This is a genomic window from Nocardioides astragali, assembly GCF_024436375.1.
Classification (GTDB): Bacteria; Actinomycetota; Actinomycetes; order Propionibacteriales; family Nocardioidaceae; genus Nocardioides; species Nocardioides astragali.
The window spans coordinates 652,221-668,680 of the sequence record NZ_JAFMZM010000003.1 but is presented as its reverse complement, the minus strand read 5'-3'; the positions used below and the strand labels follow the sequence as shown (position 1 = coordinate 668,680).

Annotated in this window: 13 protein-coding genes; 4 read left to right on the top strand and 9 right to left on the bottom strand. The window is 71.3% G+C overall.

The window, feature by feature from the left end:
• Window positions 1–4: 4 nt before the first annotated feature.
• The 5 genes from asnB to J3P44_RS12385 form a co-directional block, all read right to left on the bottom strand.
• Window positions 5–1,852: an asparagine synthase (glutamine-hydrolyzing) gene (gene asnB, locus J3P44_RS12405; protein ID WP_255890686.1), complete on the bottom strand. Its 1,848-nt coding sequence runs from the start codon at window positions 1,850–1,852 to the stop codon at window positions 5–7.
• Window positions 1,852–3,006: a DegT/DnrJ/EryC1/StrS family aminotransferase gene (locus J3P44_RS12400; protein WP_255890685.1), complete on the bottom strand. Its 1,155-nt coding sequence runs from the start codon at window positions 3,004–3,006 to the stop codon at window positions 1,852–1,854. The genes asnB and J3P44_RS12400 overlap by 1 nt, the downstream gene beginning before the upstream one ends.
• Window positions 3,003–4,742: a polysaccharide biosynthesis protein gene (locus J3P44_RS12395; RefSeq protein ID WP_255890684.1), complete on the bottom strand. Its 1,740-nt coding sequence runs from the start codon at window positions 4,740–4,742 to the stop codon at window positions 3,003–3,005. Before J3P44_RS12395 ends, J3P44_RS12400 begins: the two co-directional genes overlap by 4 nt.
• A gap of 234 nt (window positions 4,743–4,976) precedes the next feature.
• Window positions 4,977–5,243, bottom strand: a complete 267-nt coding sequence (locus J3P44_RS12390) for a hypothetical protein (RefSeq protein WP_255890683.1) — start codon at window positions 5,241–5,243, stop codon at window positions 4,977–4,979.
• Between the two features lie 170 nt (window positions 5,244–5,413).
• Window positions 5,414–7,372 (bottom strand): glycosyltransferase family 2 protein, encoded by a 1,959-nt coding sequence (locus J3P44_RS12385; protein WP_255890682.1) that lies wholly within the window; start codon window positions 7,370–7,372, stop codon window positions 5,414–5,416.
• A 411-nt stretch (window positions 7,373–7,783) separates the two neighbouring features.
• Between J3P44_RS12385 and J3P44_RS12380 the strand changes: the two genes are divergently transcribed.
• Window positions 7,784–8,746 (top strand): DMT family transporter, encoded by a 963-nt coding sequence (locus J3P44_RS12380; RefSeq protein WP_255890681.1) that lies wholly within the window; start codon window positions 7,784–7,786, stop codon window positions 8,744–8,746.
• Window positions 8,747–8,753: 7 nt separating this feature from the next.
• Here the strand turns inward: J3P44_RS12380 and J3P44_RS12375 are convergent, their stop codons facing one another.
• Together J3P44_RS12375 and J3P44_RS12370 are read right to left on the bottom strand one after the other, a co-directional pair.
• Window positions 8,754–9,650, bottom strand: a complete 897-nt coding sequence (locus J3P44_RS12375; RefSeq protein ID WP_255890680.1) for a LamG domain-containing protein — start codon at window positions 9,648–9,650, stop codon at window positions 8,754–8,756.
• A gap of 106 nt (window positions 9,651–9,756) precedes the next feature.
• Window positions 9,757–11,946 (bottom strand): HelD family protein, encoded by a 2,190-nt coding sequence (locus tag J3P44_RS12370; protein ID WP_255890679.1) that lies wholly within the window; start codon window positions 11,944–11,946, stop codon window positions 9,757–9,759.
• 174 nt (window positions 11,947–12,120) lie between these two features.
• Here J3P44_RS12370 and J3P44_RS12365 point away from each other — a divergent pair, with 174 nt between their 5' ends.
• Window positions 12,121–13,113 carry a hypothetical protein gene (locus tag J3P44_RS12365; RefSeq protein ID WP_255890678.1) on the top strand — a complete coding sequence of 331 codons (993 nt, stop codon included), beginning with the start codon at window positions 12,121–12,123 and terminating at the stop codon, window positions 13,111–13,113.
• Between the two features lie 178 nt (window positions 13,114–13,291).
• On the opposite strand, the gene J3P44_RS12360 is transcribed toward J3P44_RS12365, so the two are convergent.
• Complete coding sequence (locus tag J3P44_RS12360; RefSeq protein ID WP_255890677.1) at window positions 13,292–14,047, bottom strand: enoyl-CoA hydratase-related protein; 756 nt, start codon at window positions 14,045–14,047, stop codon at window positions 13,292–13,294.
• Window positions 14,044–14,667 (bottom strand): hypothetical protein, encoded by a 624-nt coding sequence (locus J3P44_RS12355; protein WP_255890675.1) that lies wholly within the window; start codon window positions 14,665–14,667, stop codon window positions 14,044–14,046. The genes J3P44_RS12360 and J3P44_RS12355 overlap by 4 nt, the downstream gene beginning before the upstream one ends.
• Between J3P44_RS12355 and J3P44_RS12350 the strand changes: the two genes are divergently transcribed.
• The gene (locus J3P44_RS12350) at window positions 14,666–15,667 is read left to right on the top strand and encodes a molybdopterin-dependent oxidoreductase (protein WP_255890674.1); all 1,002 of its coding nucleotides are present in this window, start codon (window positions 14,666–14,668) and stop codon (window positions 15,665–15,667) included. The two genes, J3P44_RS12355 and J3P44_RS12350, sit on opposite strands and share 2 nt — an antisense overlap.
• 106 nt (window positions 15,668–15,773) lie before the next feature.
• Window positions 15,774–16,436, top strand: a complete 663-nt coding sequence (locus J3P44_RS12345; RefSeq protein ID WP_255890673.1) for a fasciclin domain-containing protein — start codon at window positions 15,774–15,776, stop codon at window positions 16,434–16,436.
• Window positions 16,437–16,460 lie beyond the last annotated feature (24 nt).

Genomic DNA, 16,460 nt, shown 5'->3' with positions numbered 1-16,460 from the left:
GACGTCACTCGGACTGCTTCCGGAGCCAGAGCTCGAGCACGAGCAACGCGTAGACGAGGTAGGTGGTGTTCTTCTCCGGCCAGCGCGTGCCGTTGACCAGGTCGTCGACGGCCGCCCCGTCGACGTAGGACTTGACGTGTGCCGAGGGCACCGTGAGGACGTCGTGCACCAGGGGTCGCCAGTCCTCGGCCAGCCAACGTCCGACGGGGACCTCGAAGCCCTTCTTCTTGCCACGGATCACCTCGTCGGAGAGCCGTCCCCGGTAGCTGTCACGCAACAGGCCCTTGGCGCGGCCGCGCGGCAGCCGGACGTGGGCCGGCAGCGACCAGACGTACTCGGCGACGCGATGATCCAGGAACGGGGACCGGCCCTCCAGGGAGTGGGCCATGGTCGCCATGTCCATCTTGACCAGGAGGTCGGACAGGAGGTTGAGCTCGATGTCGGTGACGAGCTGCTGGTCGAGCGCCCCGAGGCCGCCCCGGCGGGTGGTTCGGACCCGGTCCTTGGTGTCGGTGACGTCGCCACCGCGCCAGACCTCCCGCTTGTCCGCATCGAGCAGCATGTCCGTCGACCAGGCGAGGTAGCGGTCCTCCGGATCGAGCTGGAGGCCGCGGACGATCCGCTGCGCGAACCCCGCCGCTCCGCGCCGCTCCTCGGTGCCTCGCCCCGACAGTCCCCGCTCGGCCAGGCCGAGAAGACGATCCGGAACCCCCGACAGCCGGCCCGCAAGGTGGGCGGCCACGTGTCGGCGGTAGCCGCCGAAGACCTCGTCACCGCCGTCTCCGTTGAGCACCACGGTGACGTGTTCGCGAGCGAGGCGGGAGAGGGCGAGGCTGGGGATCGCGCTCGAGTCGGCGAAGGGCTGGTCATAGTGGGATACCACGGTGTGCAGGCTCTCGAGGGGGTCGAACTCGAGGGGCAGCACGGTCGACTTGATGCCCAGGGAGGTGGCGGTGCGGCCGGCGACCGCGGACTCGTCCAGCCCACTGCCGGTGGCGACGGTGAAGGCGTGGACCGTCTCGCCGAGGGCTTGGGCGGCCTCGTAGGCGATGACCGAGCTGTCGACGCCGCCGCTGAGGAACACGCCGAGGGGTACGTCGCTGCGCAGCCGCAGCCGCACTGAGTCGGCCATCAGCTCGCGCACGCGCTCTCGTGCTTCTCCGACCGCGACGTCATGGGTCTCGAACTCGGGTCGCCACCAGCGCTCGGCGTGGGTCCCGTCGGCGTCGACGCTGAGGTACCCACCGGGCTCCACGGCGTTGATGCCGTCGAAGATCGTGTCCGGTTGCGGGATCACGCCGAGAGACAGGTAGTCGTAGACGCCTTGGTCGCGGACGGCAGGGTTCAGTCCGGCAGCCGCGAGGAGCTCCCGCATGGCCTTGATCTCGCTCGCGAACGCCAGACCCGACCCCGCCTTGGCGTAGTAGAGCGGCTTCTTGCCGAAGCGGTCGCGGACCAGCAGGGTGACGCCCGTGCGCTCGTCGACGACCGCGAAGGCGAACATGCCGACGAGACGGTCGAGCATGCCCACACCGTGCTCGAGATACATCGCGAGCAGCACTTCGGTGTCGGAGTTGCTGCGGAACGAGTAGCCGAGCTTCTCCAGCTCGGCTCGGAGCTCCTTGAAGTTGTAGATCTCGCCGTTGAAGACGAGGGAGACTCCATCCCGACTCATGGGCTGCTGTCCGGCGGCAGGATCCATGACCGCGAGCCGGGTCATCCCGACTCGTCCCTGCGTGGTGTCGATCCAGCCGGAGTCGTCGGGACCGCGATGAGCGATCGTGACCAGAGCCCGAGGTATCGCGTCCAGCGGCGCCTGGGAGACCCGGAGGGCTCCCGCGATGCCGCACATCAGGCGGACACCTTCACGAAGTCGCATATCGCGCCGGTGATCCGGTCGAACTGCTCGTCGGTGAGGACCGAGCCGCTCGGGAGGGACAGGCCGGTGCGGAAGAACCGCTCCGAGGCGCCGTTGGTGTAGCTGGGGCATCCGGCGAAAACCGGCTGGAGGTGCATCGGCTTCCACAATGGTCGAGCCTCGATGTCCGCCGCGGCGAGATGCGCGCGCAGGTCCTCGGCCGAGAAGCCCGCGACGTCCGGGGCGACCAGGACCGAGGTCAACCAGAAGTTGTCGTGGTCGCCACCGGCAGGCGCGTCGCGGCCGTCCTCGCCACCGAAAGGCGTGACGCCCGGGACGCCGGCGAAGAGCTCGAGGTAGCGGCGGCGCCAGCCGCGGCGCCGTTCCAGCATGGCCGGCAGCCGCTGGAGCTGGGCCCGGCCCACGGCCGCCAGCAGGTTGGACATCCGGTAGTTGTAGCCCACGTCGACGTGCTCGTAGTGCACCACCGGTTGCCGCGCCTGGGTCGCCAGGTAGCGGGTCCGCGCGGCCATGTCCGGGTCGTCGCAGAGGAGCGCGCCCCCGCCCGAGGTGGTCATGATCTTGTTGCCGTTGAAGGACACCACGGCCGCGATGCCGTCCTGGCCTGCGGGCTTCCCATCCCGGCGGGCCCCCAACGACTCGGCGGCGTCCACGAACACGGGGACGTCGTATCGTCGGGCGAGGTCCCGGATCGCGGCGTGGTCGGCCACCTTGCCGATCAGGTCGACCGGCACGATCGCGGCGATCTTCGCTCCCCGGCGTACCTGGTCGGCGAGCGCGTCGCGGAGCAGCTGCGGGTCGAGGTTCCCCGACTCGTCGGAGTCGACGAAGACGGGAGTCGCGCCGGTGTAGGTGACGGCGTTGGCCGTGGCGGCGAAGGTCATCGTCGAGGTGAGGACGACTGTGTCGGGACCGGCGCCGAGCTGCAGCAGACCGAGGTGCAGGGCGGCGCTGCCGGAGGAGAGCGCCACGGCGAAGGACCGGCCGGTGTACGCCGCCAGCTCGGCCTCGAAAGCGTCGACCTCGGGACCGAGCGGCGCGACCCAGCCCGACCGCAAGGCGCGGACGAGGGCGTCCTCCTCGAGCTGCGTCACGTCTGGCGAGGAGAGGTGGATCCTCTCGCTCACCGCTCCCCCACCGCGTGCGCCAGGTCGCTCAGCTCTGCCGGGTCGAGCGGGGGGACCGACACACACCTGATCATCGGGTGGGTAGTGGCACGCGCCGCCTCGTCGTCGGAGAAGAGCACCTCGTGCAGCTTCTCCCCGGGACGGAGGCCGGTGAAGACAATTTCCACGCCGGAGGCACCCGACAGGGAGATCATTCGCTTGGCGACGTCGAGGATCTTCACGGGCTCGCCCATTTCCAGCACCATCGCCGAGCCCGAGCCGCCCATCGCACCGGCTTGGACGACCAGCTCGCAGGCCTCCGGGATCGTCATGAAGTAGCGGGTCACGTCGGGGTGGGTGACGGTGATCGGGCCGCCTGCCTCGATCTGGGCGTTGAAAGTGTGCAGCATCGACCCTCGGGAGCCGAGGACGTTGCCGAAGCGCACGCTGATGTAGTGCCCCTTGCTGCGCTGGGCCTGCCAGGCCGTGAGCTGCTCGGCTACCCGCTTGGTCGCACCCAGCACACTGGACGCGTCGGCGGCCTTGTCCGTGGAGATGTTGACGAAGTGCTGGACGCCGTTCTGTTCGCTGAGCTGGAGGAGGTTCAGGGTCCCGAGCACATTGGTCTTCCATCCCTCGTCGGGGAACCGCTCGAGCATCGGCAGGTGCTTGAGGGCAGCGGCGTGGAACACGATGTCGGGCTGGTGGGTCTCGAAGATCCTCGCCAAGGCGGCTCGGTCACGGATGTCGACGAGCACCGTGTCGGGCTTGTCGAGCAGCCCGTGGCCGTAGAGCGAGAGCTGGACGGCGTGCAGAGCAGATTCGTCACGGTCGAGCATGACCAGCGTCTCGGGACCGAACTTGTGCACCTGACGGGCGAGCTCGGACCCGATGGAGCCGCCGGCGCCGCTGATGAGCACACGGCGCCCCGTCAGGTAGCTGGCGACGTCACTGACGCTCGTGGAGACCTGGTGGCGGCCGAGCACGTCACCGATCTCCACCGGCCGGATGTCGGCAACCGTGACCCGTCCACCGATGAGCTCGGTGACGCGGGGCAGCACCAGAAAGTCCAACCCGATCCCCTGAGCGGTCTCCTGGGCGCGGCCGATGACCTGTCCCGGTGCGCTTGGCACGGCGAAGATCACAGCGTCGACCTCGTGGGTGACGGCGAGGTCGGGCAGGGCATCCCCCGCACCCAGCACCTGGACCCCACTGATGCGCAGGTGGCGCTTGCCGGGGTTGTCGTCGAGGAAGCCCACCACGTGGTCCCCGTGACCCCGGACGAGATGGAGGACCTGACGTCCGGCATCTCCCGCGCCATAGATCAGAACCCGCCGGCTCTGGGCCACCACGGGGTCACGGGAGCGGTCACGCAGCGCGCGGTAGGCAAACCGCCCGGCCGCCGAGATGAGGAGCGCCAGCGGCGGGGTGAGCACCAGGATGCTGCGCGGCGGGGGGGCGCTCATCAACACGCTGAACACCAGCGTGATCGCGCCGACGGCGGCAGCGTGCAGACCGAGGCCCAAGGCTTCGTCGAAGGAGCCGACGAGGTAACGGCCGCGGTAGAACTTCGTGGTATAGCCCAGGGCGACGATCAGTGCGGCGGCCAGCAGCCAGTACCAGATCACCGCCTCCCACTGGACCTCGTTCAGCTGGAAGTCGTGCCGCACGCCGATGACAAGGGCGCCCGCCAGGGCCCAACCGCCGATATCCCACAGCGCCAGCGCGCCGCGACGCACCAGTGCGTTGTCGATCATGCTGGTGCCACCCCCTCATCCTGAGCTCTTCTCGTCCCGTCCGGTTCGAATGGAGACAGGATGAGCAGTCATCGTATGCCGCGCTGCTCCTGCCGTGCGAACCATCGCGTCTGTGCCGCTTGCAACGGTCCGCACCGGGCGAGCGCCGCCGTGCCACCAAATCGGTCGAGCCGTCGCCGCCCCCGTCGTTGCGGCCGTCGCGCTCTGGGAGGTGCTGGGCCGGCGGCCGAGCCGCTAGGGGTACTTCATCTCAACGCTGACCCAGTCGACCAGCATGTGGGGCCGCGTGCCGCCCGGGACGACGTGCTCTGGCAGGACGTCCTTGTTGGACAGGCGCAGGTGGAACGGCATGGCGTTGCCGGGCACCCGGCCCGCGTCGGGGAGCAGGGCGGACTCGTAGGACTTCCTGGTCTCACCCGACGGGAGGCCGGCCGTCGTGGGTAGGACCGGCACGAGCACGGCAGGGATCACGGCGACGAGGGCACGTGCGAACCGAGACATGACCCTCCCAAGGCGTGAGCTGACGTGGCCGAGACCTGCGCAGCGATGCCACGGGACTGGGTCCAGTCCTTCACGATCCGTGCGACCCAGCGCCCTCGCTTAGGACGACGACCCCATCCCGGAAAGCTCGGTGCCGCTCTCTCTGCTCGGCACTACTATTCGACCGGCCCTCACCGGCGACCCAGCAGCGAACGCCGTACGACGACCGCGGGTGCCTCGGCCAGCCGCTTCAGCCGCTCCGTGGTCATGTCCGTCAACGGCTTTTCCGGCCGCTCGAGGGTGCCCGCGTCGATGCGCTCCTGCACGTCCTGGACCAACTCGAGCCGGCGCAGCTTCTGGGTCCGGCGGCGCAGCTGGTCCCGGGTCGTGGCGAGCTCGTCCCTGGTCTCGGCGAGGCGCGCATCCACGGCCAAGCGCTTCGCCACGGCGGCCTGATAGGCCTCGGCGACCTTCGTCATCTCGACGTTGGTCTCGTGCTGTGCGGTGGCCGTCGCCTGTGCCAGCTCGTGCGCCGCGGCCACCTCGCGCCGGCTCCTCTGCAGCGTCGCGACGAGTCGACGGGTTTCTTCGGGCTGAAGTAGCAGCACCGAATCGACCACAGCAGCCTGGATGCGCGCCCGCGCCTCGTCCCACTCGTCCTCGGTGTGCACGTCACGCGAGGAGGCGGTGTGAAGCCACCAGCGGTAGACGCTGGTGATCTCGCGGACGGAGGCGACGCCGAGCACCGCGGCGCAGCGCACGACGTACTCCCAGTCCTCGTTGGCGTGGAGGGTCTCGTCGAAGCGGAGTCCCAGGTCGTGGACGGCGCCGCGCGGGAACGCGACCGTCATGATCGGGCTGTAGTTGTCGGACAGGTGGTCGACCAGGCTGAAGTCGAGGGGCCACTCGCGGTAGGGGTCGGCGACCGAGATTGCGAGGACGTCGTCACCGTCCGCCACAGGCACCACGTCCTGGCGGACGGCGACGGTGCGCAAGAGTCGACCATCGTGCCTGGTGGCGGCCGCCTTGAAGGCCGACACGTAGTGGGCCAGCACGGTGTCGTCGTCGTCGAGTGCGACGACGTAGCGACCGCGGGCAGCGGTGAACCCGTCGTTGAGCGGGGCGGCCCGGCCGGGCCGCTCGACCCGCAGCACGCGCACTGCATCGCGCAACCACGCGGGCGCGGAGGCGACGACGTCCTCCACGGCCGCCTGCTCCTCGGACGTGGTCCGGTGGCACATCACGAGCAGCTCGAAGTCGCGGTCGCTCTGCCCGGCGAGGCAGGTCAGCACGTCCTCGAGGCACAGCAGCCGCCTCCCCTGCGTGCGGGTCACGATGGTGAGGAACGGAGCATCCGGATCGGGGTCGGCCGTGGTCCTCTCCGCCGGGCGGAGCGAGAACTGGCGTGCCAGTGCTCCCAGCGAGGTCGCCGGGAGGTCGGCGGGGTGGGTGGAGCCGGACCACGCCTCGGGACGACCGGGTGGGAACGTCACCGACCCCTCGATCCCGACGTCCCAGCCCAGTCTGATCGGGAGACTGACGGCAGCGGTCGCCGAGGCGACGACGGGGAGGTCGACCTCGCCCGCAGCCGCGAGCAGGGTGGTGCCGGCCTCTCCCGGTGGGGCTAGAAGTGCATCCTCGAGGGCGGCGAGGTCGCCGGCGCGCAGGGCGCAGCACACGCCCGTCACCCGCGCCTGCGGTTCCCCGTCGGCGTTCCGCGGCTCCCAGACGTGTCTGACCTCGTCAAGCAGGTCGGCCCGTGGGTCGGCACCCTCTTCCAGTCCGTAGCCGCGCGGGCGCGGATCGGTGCGCGTCAGTTCCACCGGCAGCACGCGAGCGTCCACGACGCATCGCGGACGCTCCAGGACCGCGTCGACCATGCGTTGTACGACGTGGGGCCCGGGCACGGCGACCGCCTCCACAACGAGGGTGACCGTGTCGTCGGGCACGTCGAGGACCGGCACGGCGGCCCCGAGCGAGCCCAGATCGATCCCAGCAGGGACGGGACCGTCGCCCAGCCACACGTGCCGCACGTCGGCGAGCACCGAGTCCCGCGACAGGGCGTCGTGCCACGCCTCGGTGTGCCGCTGCTGCGGCGGGCCCTCTCGGTGCAGCAGGAGCAGCAGAACGGGCGGCACTAGGTTGGGCACGATTCAGACCTCCGAAGGATCGGGACGCTGCCACCCTAAGGCCGCTCGACGGCTGATCACCCCTTCGCCCACTCGGCGAGGAAGACGGCTCGCGCAGCCACCAGAAATCGGCCTGCGCGGGCCGCGCGACGGCCACCACGCGGAGGCGAACTCCACGAAGCCCTCGGAGCTGACGGCTGCGGACGAAGGTCGTGGAGTCCTGACCTCCCACATGCCTGCACCATCCAGCGGTTCCCGGAACCCGATGAGACGGATCTCGAAACCCGGATGCCGGAGCACGCCCTCGGCTGGCACACTCGTCCGCATGATCCTGCAGCCCCGCCTGCTCCCGCCTCCGGTCGCCTGACCGGAGCGGTCCGCCGCTCCGCACCGAGCCACTCGTCCCGACTCGTCCGACGGAGCATCGTCAGCATGTCCAACCTGTCCAGCACGTCCCTCCAGCCTCACCACACGACACACCTGCGCGGCCTCGCAGAGGTCGCCGCCGCCAGCGTCCTGTGGGGCACCGGCGGCCTCGCGGTGCAGCTCATCCGCGAGTCCGACCCGCTGTCCCCCGTGACGATCAGCGCCTGGCGGATGGCGAGCGCCGGTGCCGTGCTCCTCGTGGCGCTCCTCGCCCTGCGCCGCGGCAGCGAGCTGCTCGACCTGGCACGCGCCCGGCCACGCCAGCTGCTGGCGATCGGCGTGGGCACGGCCGCCTACCAAGGGTTCTACTTCGTCTCGGTCACCCAGGTCGGGGTCGCCGTCTCGACGGTCGTCAGCCTCGGCCTCGCACCCGTGCTGCTGACGGTCGCGGAGTCCGTGCGCAACCGCCGCGCGCCCGCGCGAGGTCGATTGGCCGTGCTGATGGCGGCACTGGTCGGGCTGCTGCTGGTCAGCGTGGCGGGCCACGAGTCCGCGACCGGCCCGGCCCCGGTCGCGGGCGTGCTGCTCGCAATCGCGTCGGGTGCGACGTACGCCCTCACCACGGTGGCCGGCGGCTCCATCAGCCGCACCTCGTCGCCGCTGGTGCTGACCAGCGGGATGACGCTCGTGGGCGCGGCCGTGCTGCTGCCCTGCCTGGCCCTCGTCGAGGGGCCGCGCGTCACCGCGGATCCGGCAGCGCTGGCCTGGCTGGCCTACTTGGGGGTCCTGACGATGGCGCTGGCCTACGTCCTGCTCTACTCCGGGCTCCGCGTCGTCGCGCCCAGCACCGCCGTCACGGCCAGCTTGGTCGAGCCGGTCACCGCCGCGGTGGTGGCGGCTGTCGTGCTCGAGGAGTCGCTCGGCGCGGCTGCCGTCGTCGGGATCCTGCTGGTCCTGGGGGCCGTGGCCGGGCTCGGCCGGCCGGCTGCCGCCGCCGGACCGGTGCTGCCGGACCCGGATCCGGCCTGAGCCAGGCTCAGCTGGCGGCGGTCGGGTACAGCACCTGCACGGTGACCCAGTCGACCAGCATGCTGTGGCGCGCACCACCGGCGACGACGTACTGCGGCTCCACGTCCTTGTTGGACAGCCTCAGGTGGAACGGGAGTGCGTTGCCCGGCACCCGGCGAGGATCCGGCGTCGAGTCCACGATGTAGGCCTGGTTGCCAGAGCCGTCCCTCGCCTCGTAGTGCACCTGGTCACCGCCGACCGTGAACTCCGCGTGGTACTCCCAGAAGGAATGCCACGGCTTCGCGCCGTCGGCGAAGGCCTGGCCGACCGGCCAGAGCTCGGGAGGCATGCCTGAGACCTCGCAGGCGTCTGCGCCGACGCCGACCATCTCGTCGTAGCAGATGTGCGAGCCGAGCTGCGCGCCCGTCGGCTTGAGGGGGCCGTAGCTCTCGATCACGTCCAGCTCGCGGGGGTCGACACCGTTGGGGTGCTGGACCCAGAAGGCGGCGTAGTTGCTGCCCGTGTCGGGCATCACGAGGCTCGCCGAGACCCGCACCCGGGTCCCTGCTGGGAGGGTCCAACCGGGTGTTGAGCGGATCTGGGCGACGTGCCCCACCTCGAGCTTGCCTGCCCCGTTGAGGGCGGCGGCGTTCCAGCCCGGCATGTGGTGCCACTGGTCGGGCGACGCGCCGGCCGGTCCGTCGAAATGATCGACGAAGACGGTCTCCCACGTGGGGGGAGCCGGGGTGGGCGGCGCTGCGGTCGGCGGAGCAGTGGAGGGCGGAGCCGTCGTGGTGCGGGGCTGGACCGCACGTCGGAGTCCCGACTCCGTCGTGGGCCACGTGCCCGGGCCGATGCACGCCGTGGCAAGGAGTAAGAGAGCGCCGACGAGCACCGCGGCGCGCCACGGTGTCCTGCTACCCACCTGCCGGCGCGCGAGCCGAGACATCAATCTCCCCAGGGTTGTTGGTGCTGTCGGGATCCGCGTGCGGGATGCTACGCAGCGGGGACAAGTGGTCCCGATCCCGATCTCAGCCGACCGTCGTCAGCAGCTGCGTCGCCCGGGTCAGCACGACGTAGAGGGTCGAGCGCCCGGTGGCCGACTCGTCCTCGATCTCCTGCGGCTTGACGACGACGATGCCGTCGAACTCCAGCCCCTTGGTGTCGAGGCCCGTCAGGACCACGACCCGGTCCTCACCGCTCGGAGTCACGCTCGAGTCGACGGCCGCGCGGGCGCCGGCGGCGTCCTCGGCGAGCTCGGGCCACGACGCCAGCCACGCATTGACCTCGGAGCGACGGGCCACCGGCACGACGATGCCGACGGTGCCCTCGACGCGGCCGGCGGTCGAGGTCACGGCCTCGCGGACGGCGGCCTCGAGGTCGTCGACCCGGCCGACGACCCGTGGCTCCTCGCCCGTGCGGCGTACGGCGTCGGGCAGGTCGGCGTCGAGGCCCACGCGGCGGGCGTAGTCGGCGGCGAAGGAGTAGATCTCGGCCGAGTTGCGGTAGTTGGTGGAGAGGTGGAACTCGTGGAGCTCCTTGCCCTCCAGCGCCTCCGCGCGGGCGCGTGCCGCCTCGGGGGCGTCGGGCCAGGACGACTGGGCGGGGTCGCCGACGATGGTCCAGCTCGCGGCGCGTCCGCGACGACCGACCATCCGCCACTGCATGGGCGTCAGGTCCTGCGCCTCGTCGATGAGGACGTGGGCGTAGCCGTCGTCGTCGATCCGGTGGGTCGGCGCCGACCAGGCCAGGCCACCGGGGGCGTACTCGCGCTCGGAGATCGTCGTGAGCTCCTGCAGGTCGACACCACCCTCGAGGAGACCGGTCTCGTCGAGGTCGCGCTCGTCGTCGGTGCGCTGCGGGACGTCGCCGATGGCGTAGCGCAGCTCGTCGAGCAGCGGGACGTCCTCGATCGAGAGGTCGCCGGTGCTCCACGACTTGGCCATCAGGAGCTGCTCCTCGCGGGTCACGACGCCCTCGCCGACGCGGGCCAGGAACTCGGGGTCGCGCAGCCAGCCGAAGACGGTGGCGGCATCCAGGGGCGGCCACCAGTGCGAGGCGAACTCGACGAAGCCGTCGTGGGACAGCATGTCGTCGTCGAACGCCTCACGCCCGCGTTCGCGACCGCGCTCGCCCTGGACCTGGCGCCACATCGCGTCGAGCAGGGTCCTGGCCACGCGCGGCAGCTGGCGGTTGCGGCGGCCCTGCGACATCAGCTGCCGGCGCAGTCGGCCGAGCAGGCCGGGGTCGAGGACGATCGTCTCGTCGCGCCAGTAGATCCGGAAGCTGGTGGGGGCGCCGGGCGCGTGCTGGCGGGCCGTGCGCCGCATCAGCTCGGCCATCTTGGTCGCGCCCTTGATGTCGGCGACGGCCGGCTCGTCGTGGCGGGTCGCGCGGACGCCGCCGACGACCTCGCCCAGGGAGCGCAGCGCCACTGCGGTCTCGCCGAGGCTGGGCAGCACCCGCTCGATGTAGCGCATGAAGACGCCGCTGGGACCCACGACGAGGACGCCGCCGCCTTCGTAGCGCCGACGGTCGGAGTAGAGCAGGAAGGCCGCGCGGTGCAGCGCGACGACGGTCTTGCCGGTGCCGGGGCCGCCGGAGATCGACACGACGCCCTTGCCCGGTGCGCGGATCGCCTGGTCCTGTTCGGCCTGGATGGTGGCGACGATGGAGTGCATCGAGCGGTCGCGAGCCCGGGACAGCTGCGCCATCAGCGCGCCCTCGCCGACGATCGGCAGGTCGGTCTCGGCCCTCTCGAGAGCGTCGGCGTCGAGCAGCTCGTCCTCGACGCCGATGACCGTGCGGTGCAGCGAGCGCAGCACTCGACGGCGTACGACGCCCTGCGGGGTCGCGGCGGTGGCCTGGTAGAACACGCTGGCCGCCGGCGCACGCCAGTCGATCAGCAGCACGTCACGCTCGGCGTTGCGCACGCCGATGCGGCCGATGTAGCGCGGTTGCTGGTCGATCGAGGGGTCGAGGTCGAGGCGGCCGAAGACCAGCCCCTCGTGCGCGGCGTCGAGCTGCGCGATGCGCTTGGCGGCCTGGAAGACCATGGCGTCGCGCTCGACGAGACCGCCCTCGTGCTCCAGCTTGCCGCGGCGGTGTCCTTCCGCCGCCAGTGCCTTGGCGTTCTGGGTGGACGCGTCGAGCTGGACGTAGACCTCGTCGACGTACTGCTGCTCGGCAGCGATCTCCCGCGCCTCGAGCTCCTCGCTCACACCTGCTCCTCATCCCCCGATGACATCCCTTGATGCAACTGCCCACGCTTCCGGGCAGACCGACAAGCCTAGCGCCGGGTGGTGCTCCGCGCCGACTTACCGAGAATCCGTGGAACGGCACCGTGCGCCCGGCCGTCTTGTTGGATGGGACCCGGCAGCACACGAGGGGGACGAGTGGACGACGAAGCACGCGACCGCGCACCCACCCGGCGGTGGCTGGGCGCCGCTCTCGCGGTGGCGCTGGTCCTCGCGGGCGCCTTCGCGCTGCCGCGGCTGATGGCCGACGACGACGGCGACGGCGACGACAGCTCGGCCGAGCCGAGCACGGACTGCGTGGCTCGCACCGATGCGCCGACCAGCGAGATCGGCGAGCAGGAGGCCACGTGGGTCCGCTTCTGCCCGCTCGCCGACGAGGGAGCAGCGCTGCGGGTACGGCACCCGCAGGGCGTGATCACCGGGGACCTCGCACCCGCCCTCGCCGCCACGCTGTGGGAGACGCAGGTCGATCGCCCCGTGTGCGGCGTCGACGAGGCATCGCTCCGGCCGACCGGGCTTTTCCGGATCGAGGTGGGCCTCGTCGACGGCCGGGTCGCCGAGCTCACCGGCGACACCGGCTGCAGCACTAGGGACACGGTGCTGTTCAGCCAGCTCGAGACCACGCTCCTCATGGATGCGGCGGGGGCGAGTGGCCCGCCCGGGCCGCTCCCTGACCCCGTCACGTGCCCGGCCCGCTTCACCACGACGGAGACCAACCACGACGGGAGCTCGGCCGGCCTGCTCGCCGAGACCGCCGAGTCGCACTGGCAGTCGACCGTCCCACTGCTGCCCCTCCCCGCCACCGCGGCCGACGTCTGCGTCTACAGCGGGGCGGGCCAGCGTCGGGAGCTCGTCGGGCAGTGGCAGGCCGGCTCGCCCGTGTCCGAGTCGATCCGCGCGAGCGCCACCACCGCCGTCCACTTGGGCGCGATGACCGACTGCCCGCTCGACCCCGCCGCGCCGTCGTACGTCGTCGTGCTCACCGACGCGACCGGGACCGCTCGTACGCTCACCATCGACCTGACCCAGTGCGGACCGGTCCAGGCAGCGATCGGGACCCCGCCGGTCGACACGCACCTCGGCCTCGCGACCCAGGAGCTGATCCGCCTCGTGGCGCGCAGCGGGCCCTGACGTCCATCGTCAAGCCCCTGGTGAGGCTGAGAGGTGCTCGCTCCCGCTGCGTCCTTGGTCCACTGACCCGGCTTCCTGCGATGGACCGCGCACCATCGCAGGAAGTTGGCGCCCAGGACCGAGTGCTCACACTGGGTTCGACAGCAGGGGCTGCCGGGCCCAGGACCCGCCTGTGCCGCTACTTCCGCGACAGGAAGGCCGTCATCGCCTCGCGCGCCTCGTCGCTGGCGAACAACCGTGCGCTGGTCGAGGCCATCTCCTCGCCGAGGGAGTCGATCCGCGCCACGAGGTCGCGGTTGAGGATCCGCTTGGACTCGCGCAGGCCCTGGGCGGCACCGGTCGCGAGGCTGGCGCAGATCGCGGTCACCTCGTCGTCGAGGTGGGCCGCCGGCACCGCCTTCGTCACCAGTCCGTACGCCGCCGCCTCGGCGCCTGTGAACACCTCGCCGCCGAGGGTGGTGAGCGCGGCAGCGCGCGGGTTCATCCGGTGGTGGACCGTCAGGCTGATGATCGCTGCGGCCAGGCCGAGCTTGACCTCGGTGAGGGCGAACGTGGCCTCGTCGGCACTGACGGCGATGTCGGCGGCGGCAATGATGCCGATGCCACCGGCCCGGACGGCGCCGAGGTTCTTGGTGACCACCGGCTTGTCGAGGGTGACGATGAGCCGCTGCAGGTCGACGATCCTGCGGGCGCCCACCTCCATGCCCTCCGTGGTCGCCTCGGAGAGGTCGGCGCCGGAGCAGAACACCTTGCCGGAGCTCTCGACCAGCACGACCCGCACGCCGTCGTCGGCGCCGGCGCGCTCGAGGTGCGCGACGAGCTCGGTGACCAGCTGTCGGCTCAGCGCGTTGCGGTTGGCCGGGCTGTCGAGGGTGATCGTCGCGACGGCGTCCGCGACGGCGTAGTGGACCAGCTCGGCGGAGGTATCGCTCATGTGCGCATGATGCCGCACCACTTCCCCGTGGTGGTCCGGGCCCGAGCCATCCGTGGCCACTCCCACTCCGAACACCCCACATGCAGACCCCCGACCAGCACACCCGGCGGAGCACGCTCCGCCATGCGGGGCACGGTGTGCTGGCCACCGTCGTCGGTCTCGCGGCCGCCCACCTCGTCGCCGCACTCACCGTGCCGGCCGCGTCGCCGGTGCTGGCGGTGGGCTCCACCGTCATCGACCTGACGCCCACGCCGCTCAAGGAGTGGGCGATCCGGCAGTTCGGCACCGCGGACAAAGCCGTCCTCGTGGGCTCGGTCGTGGCGGTCGTCCTGGTGCTGGCGGCCGTCGCGGGCATCGTCGGCGCTCGGCGCGAGACCGTCGGCCTGCTCGTCGTCGTCGGGCTCGCCGGCGTCGCCGAAGTGCTCGCCGTGCTGCGCCCGGGCTCCGGTCCGCTGGACCTCGTCCCTGCGCTGGTCGCCGCCGTCGTCGCGGCCACCTCGTTGTGGTGGCTGCACCGCCTCGACGACCGCGCCTCGAGCGCGCCGTCGCCAGCGGTCGACGGTCCGAGCCGGCGCGGGGTCGTGCTGGCGACCGGCGCTGGCCGCCGCTGCCGTGGCCATGGGCGCCCTCGGTCGCTGGGTCACGTCCGCCCGTCTCGGCGGGACCGACATCGCACTGCCGGTCGCCACGGAACGCGCGCCCGCCTTCCCCCAAGGGCTCGAGGCGACGTACGACGGCATCAGCCCGCTGCGTACGCCCAACGCCGACTTCTACCGCGTCGACACGCGCCTGACCGTGCCGGTCGTGGACGTCGACTCGTGGACGTTGACCATCGACGGCGACGTCGACCAGGAGGTGACGCTGACCTTCGACGACCTCGCCGCGATGAGGACCGTCGAGCGCGACATCACCCTCACCTGCGTCTCCAACGAGGTCGGCGGCCCCTACCTCGGCGGCGCCCGCTGGCTCGGCATACCGCTGGCCGACGTGCTGGCCAGGGCCGGCATCGACTCGACCGGGGCGGACCAGATCCTCTCCACCGATGTCGACGGGATGACCATCTCGACCCCGCTGCAGGTGGCGCTCGACGGCCGGGATGCGCTGATCGCGATCGGCATGAACGGCGAGCCCCTGCCCCGCGTCCACGGCTTCCCGGCCCGCATGGTCGTCCCCGGGCTCTACGGCTTCGTCAGCGCCTGCAAGTGGATCACCCGGATCACGTTGACGACGTACGACGCCGAGCAGGCGTACTGGACCGAGCGGGACTGGGCGGTCGACGCCCCCATCAAGCTCTCCAGCCGGATCGACACCCCCAGGCCGCTGTCGGAGAGCAGCGCCGGGAAGGTCATCGTCGGCGGCATCGCCTGGGCGCAGCACGTCGGCATCGAGAAGGTCGAGGTCCGCATCGACGGCGAGGCCTGGCGGCCCGCCACCCTCGGGCCGCAGGTCACCGACGACTACTGGCGCCAGTGGTTCCTCGAGTGGGACGCCACCCCGGGACAGCACTTCGTCGCCTGCCGGGCGACCAACAAGGACGGCGACGTCCAGAGCGCCGTGCGGACGACGCCCTTCCCGGAGGGCTCCTCCGGCCTGCAGGAGATCGCGCTCACGATCACGTGAGGCGGCGACGGCGACATTTCCTGCCGTCCCACCCATCCGGCCCACCGCGTGCTCCGAACACCTCCCGACACCACCCCCACCGCAGCTTCCGACGAAAGGCACCCACATGTTCACCCAGCTCCGCACCCGCACCCTGGGCCTCGCCGCCCTCGCGCTGACCGCGTCCATGGGCCTGGCTGCCTGTGGCGGCGAGAGCGACGCCGACACCGCCGACGAGCCCACCACCTCGGAGACCACGTCCGAGACGCCCACCCAATCCAACATGGAATCCGAGTCGCCGGCCGAAGAGGCGATGGCCGCCGGTCCGTTCGGTCCCGGCTGCGCCGGCGTCCCGACCGAGGGCGAAGGGTCGGTCGAGGGCATGGCCGACGACCCGGTCGCCACGGCCGCCTCCAACAACCCGCTGCTCAAGACGCTGGTCGCGGCCGTCACCGAGGCCGGCCTCGTCGACACGCTCAACTCCGCCGAGGCCCTGACGGTCTTCGCTCCCACCGACGACGCGTTTGCCAAGATCCCGAAGAAGGACCTCAACGCCCTCCTGGCCGACAAGGAGGCGCTGACCACCGTGCTCACCCACCACGTGGTCGCCGGCCAGCTCTCGCCTGAGGACGTCGCGGGCGAGCACGAGACCCTTGCCGGCGACATGATCACGGTCGAGGGCTCCGGCGAGGACTTCACCGCCGAGGGCGCGGCCGTCGTCTGCGGCAACGTCTCGACCGCCAACGCCACCGTCTACGTCATCGACTCGGTGATGATGCCGAAGATGTGACCCGTCCACCGACAAGACCGGCTC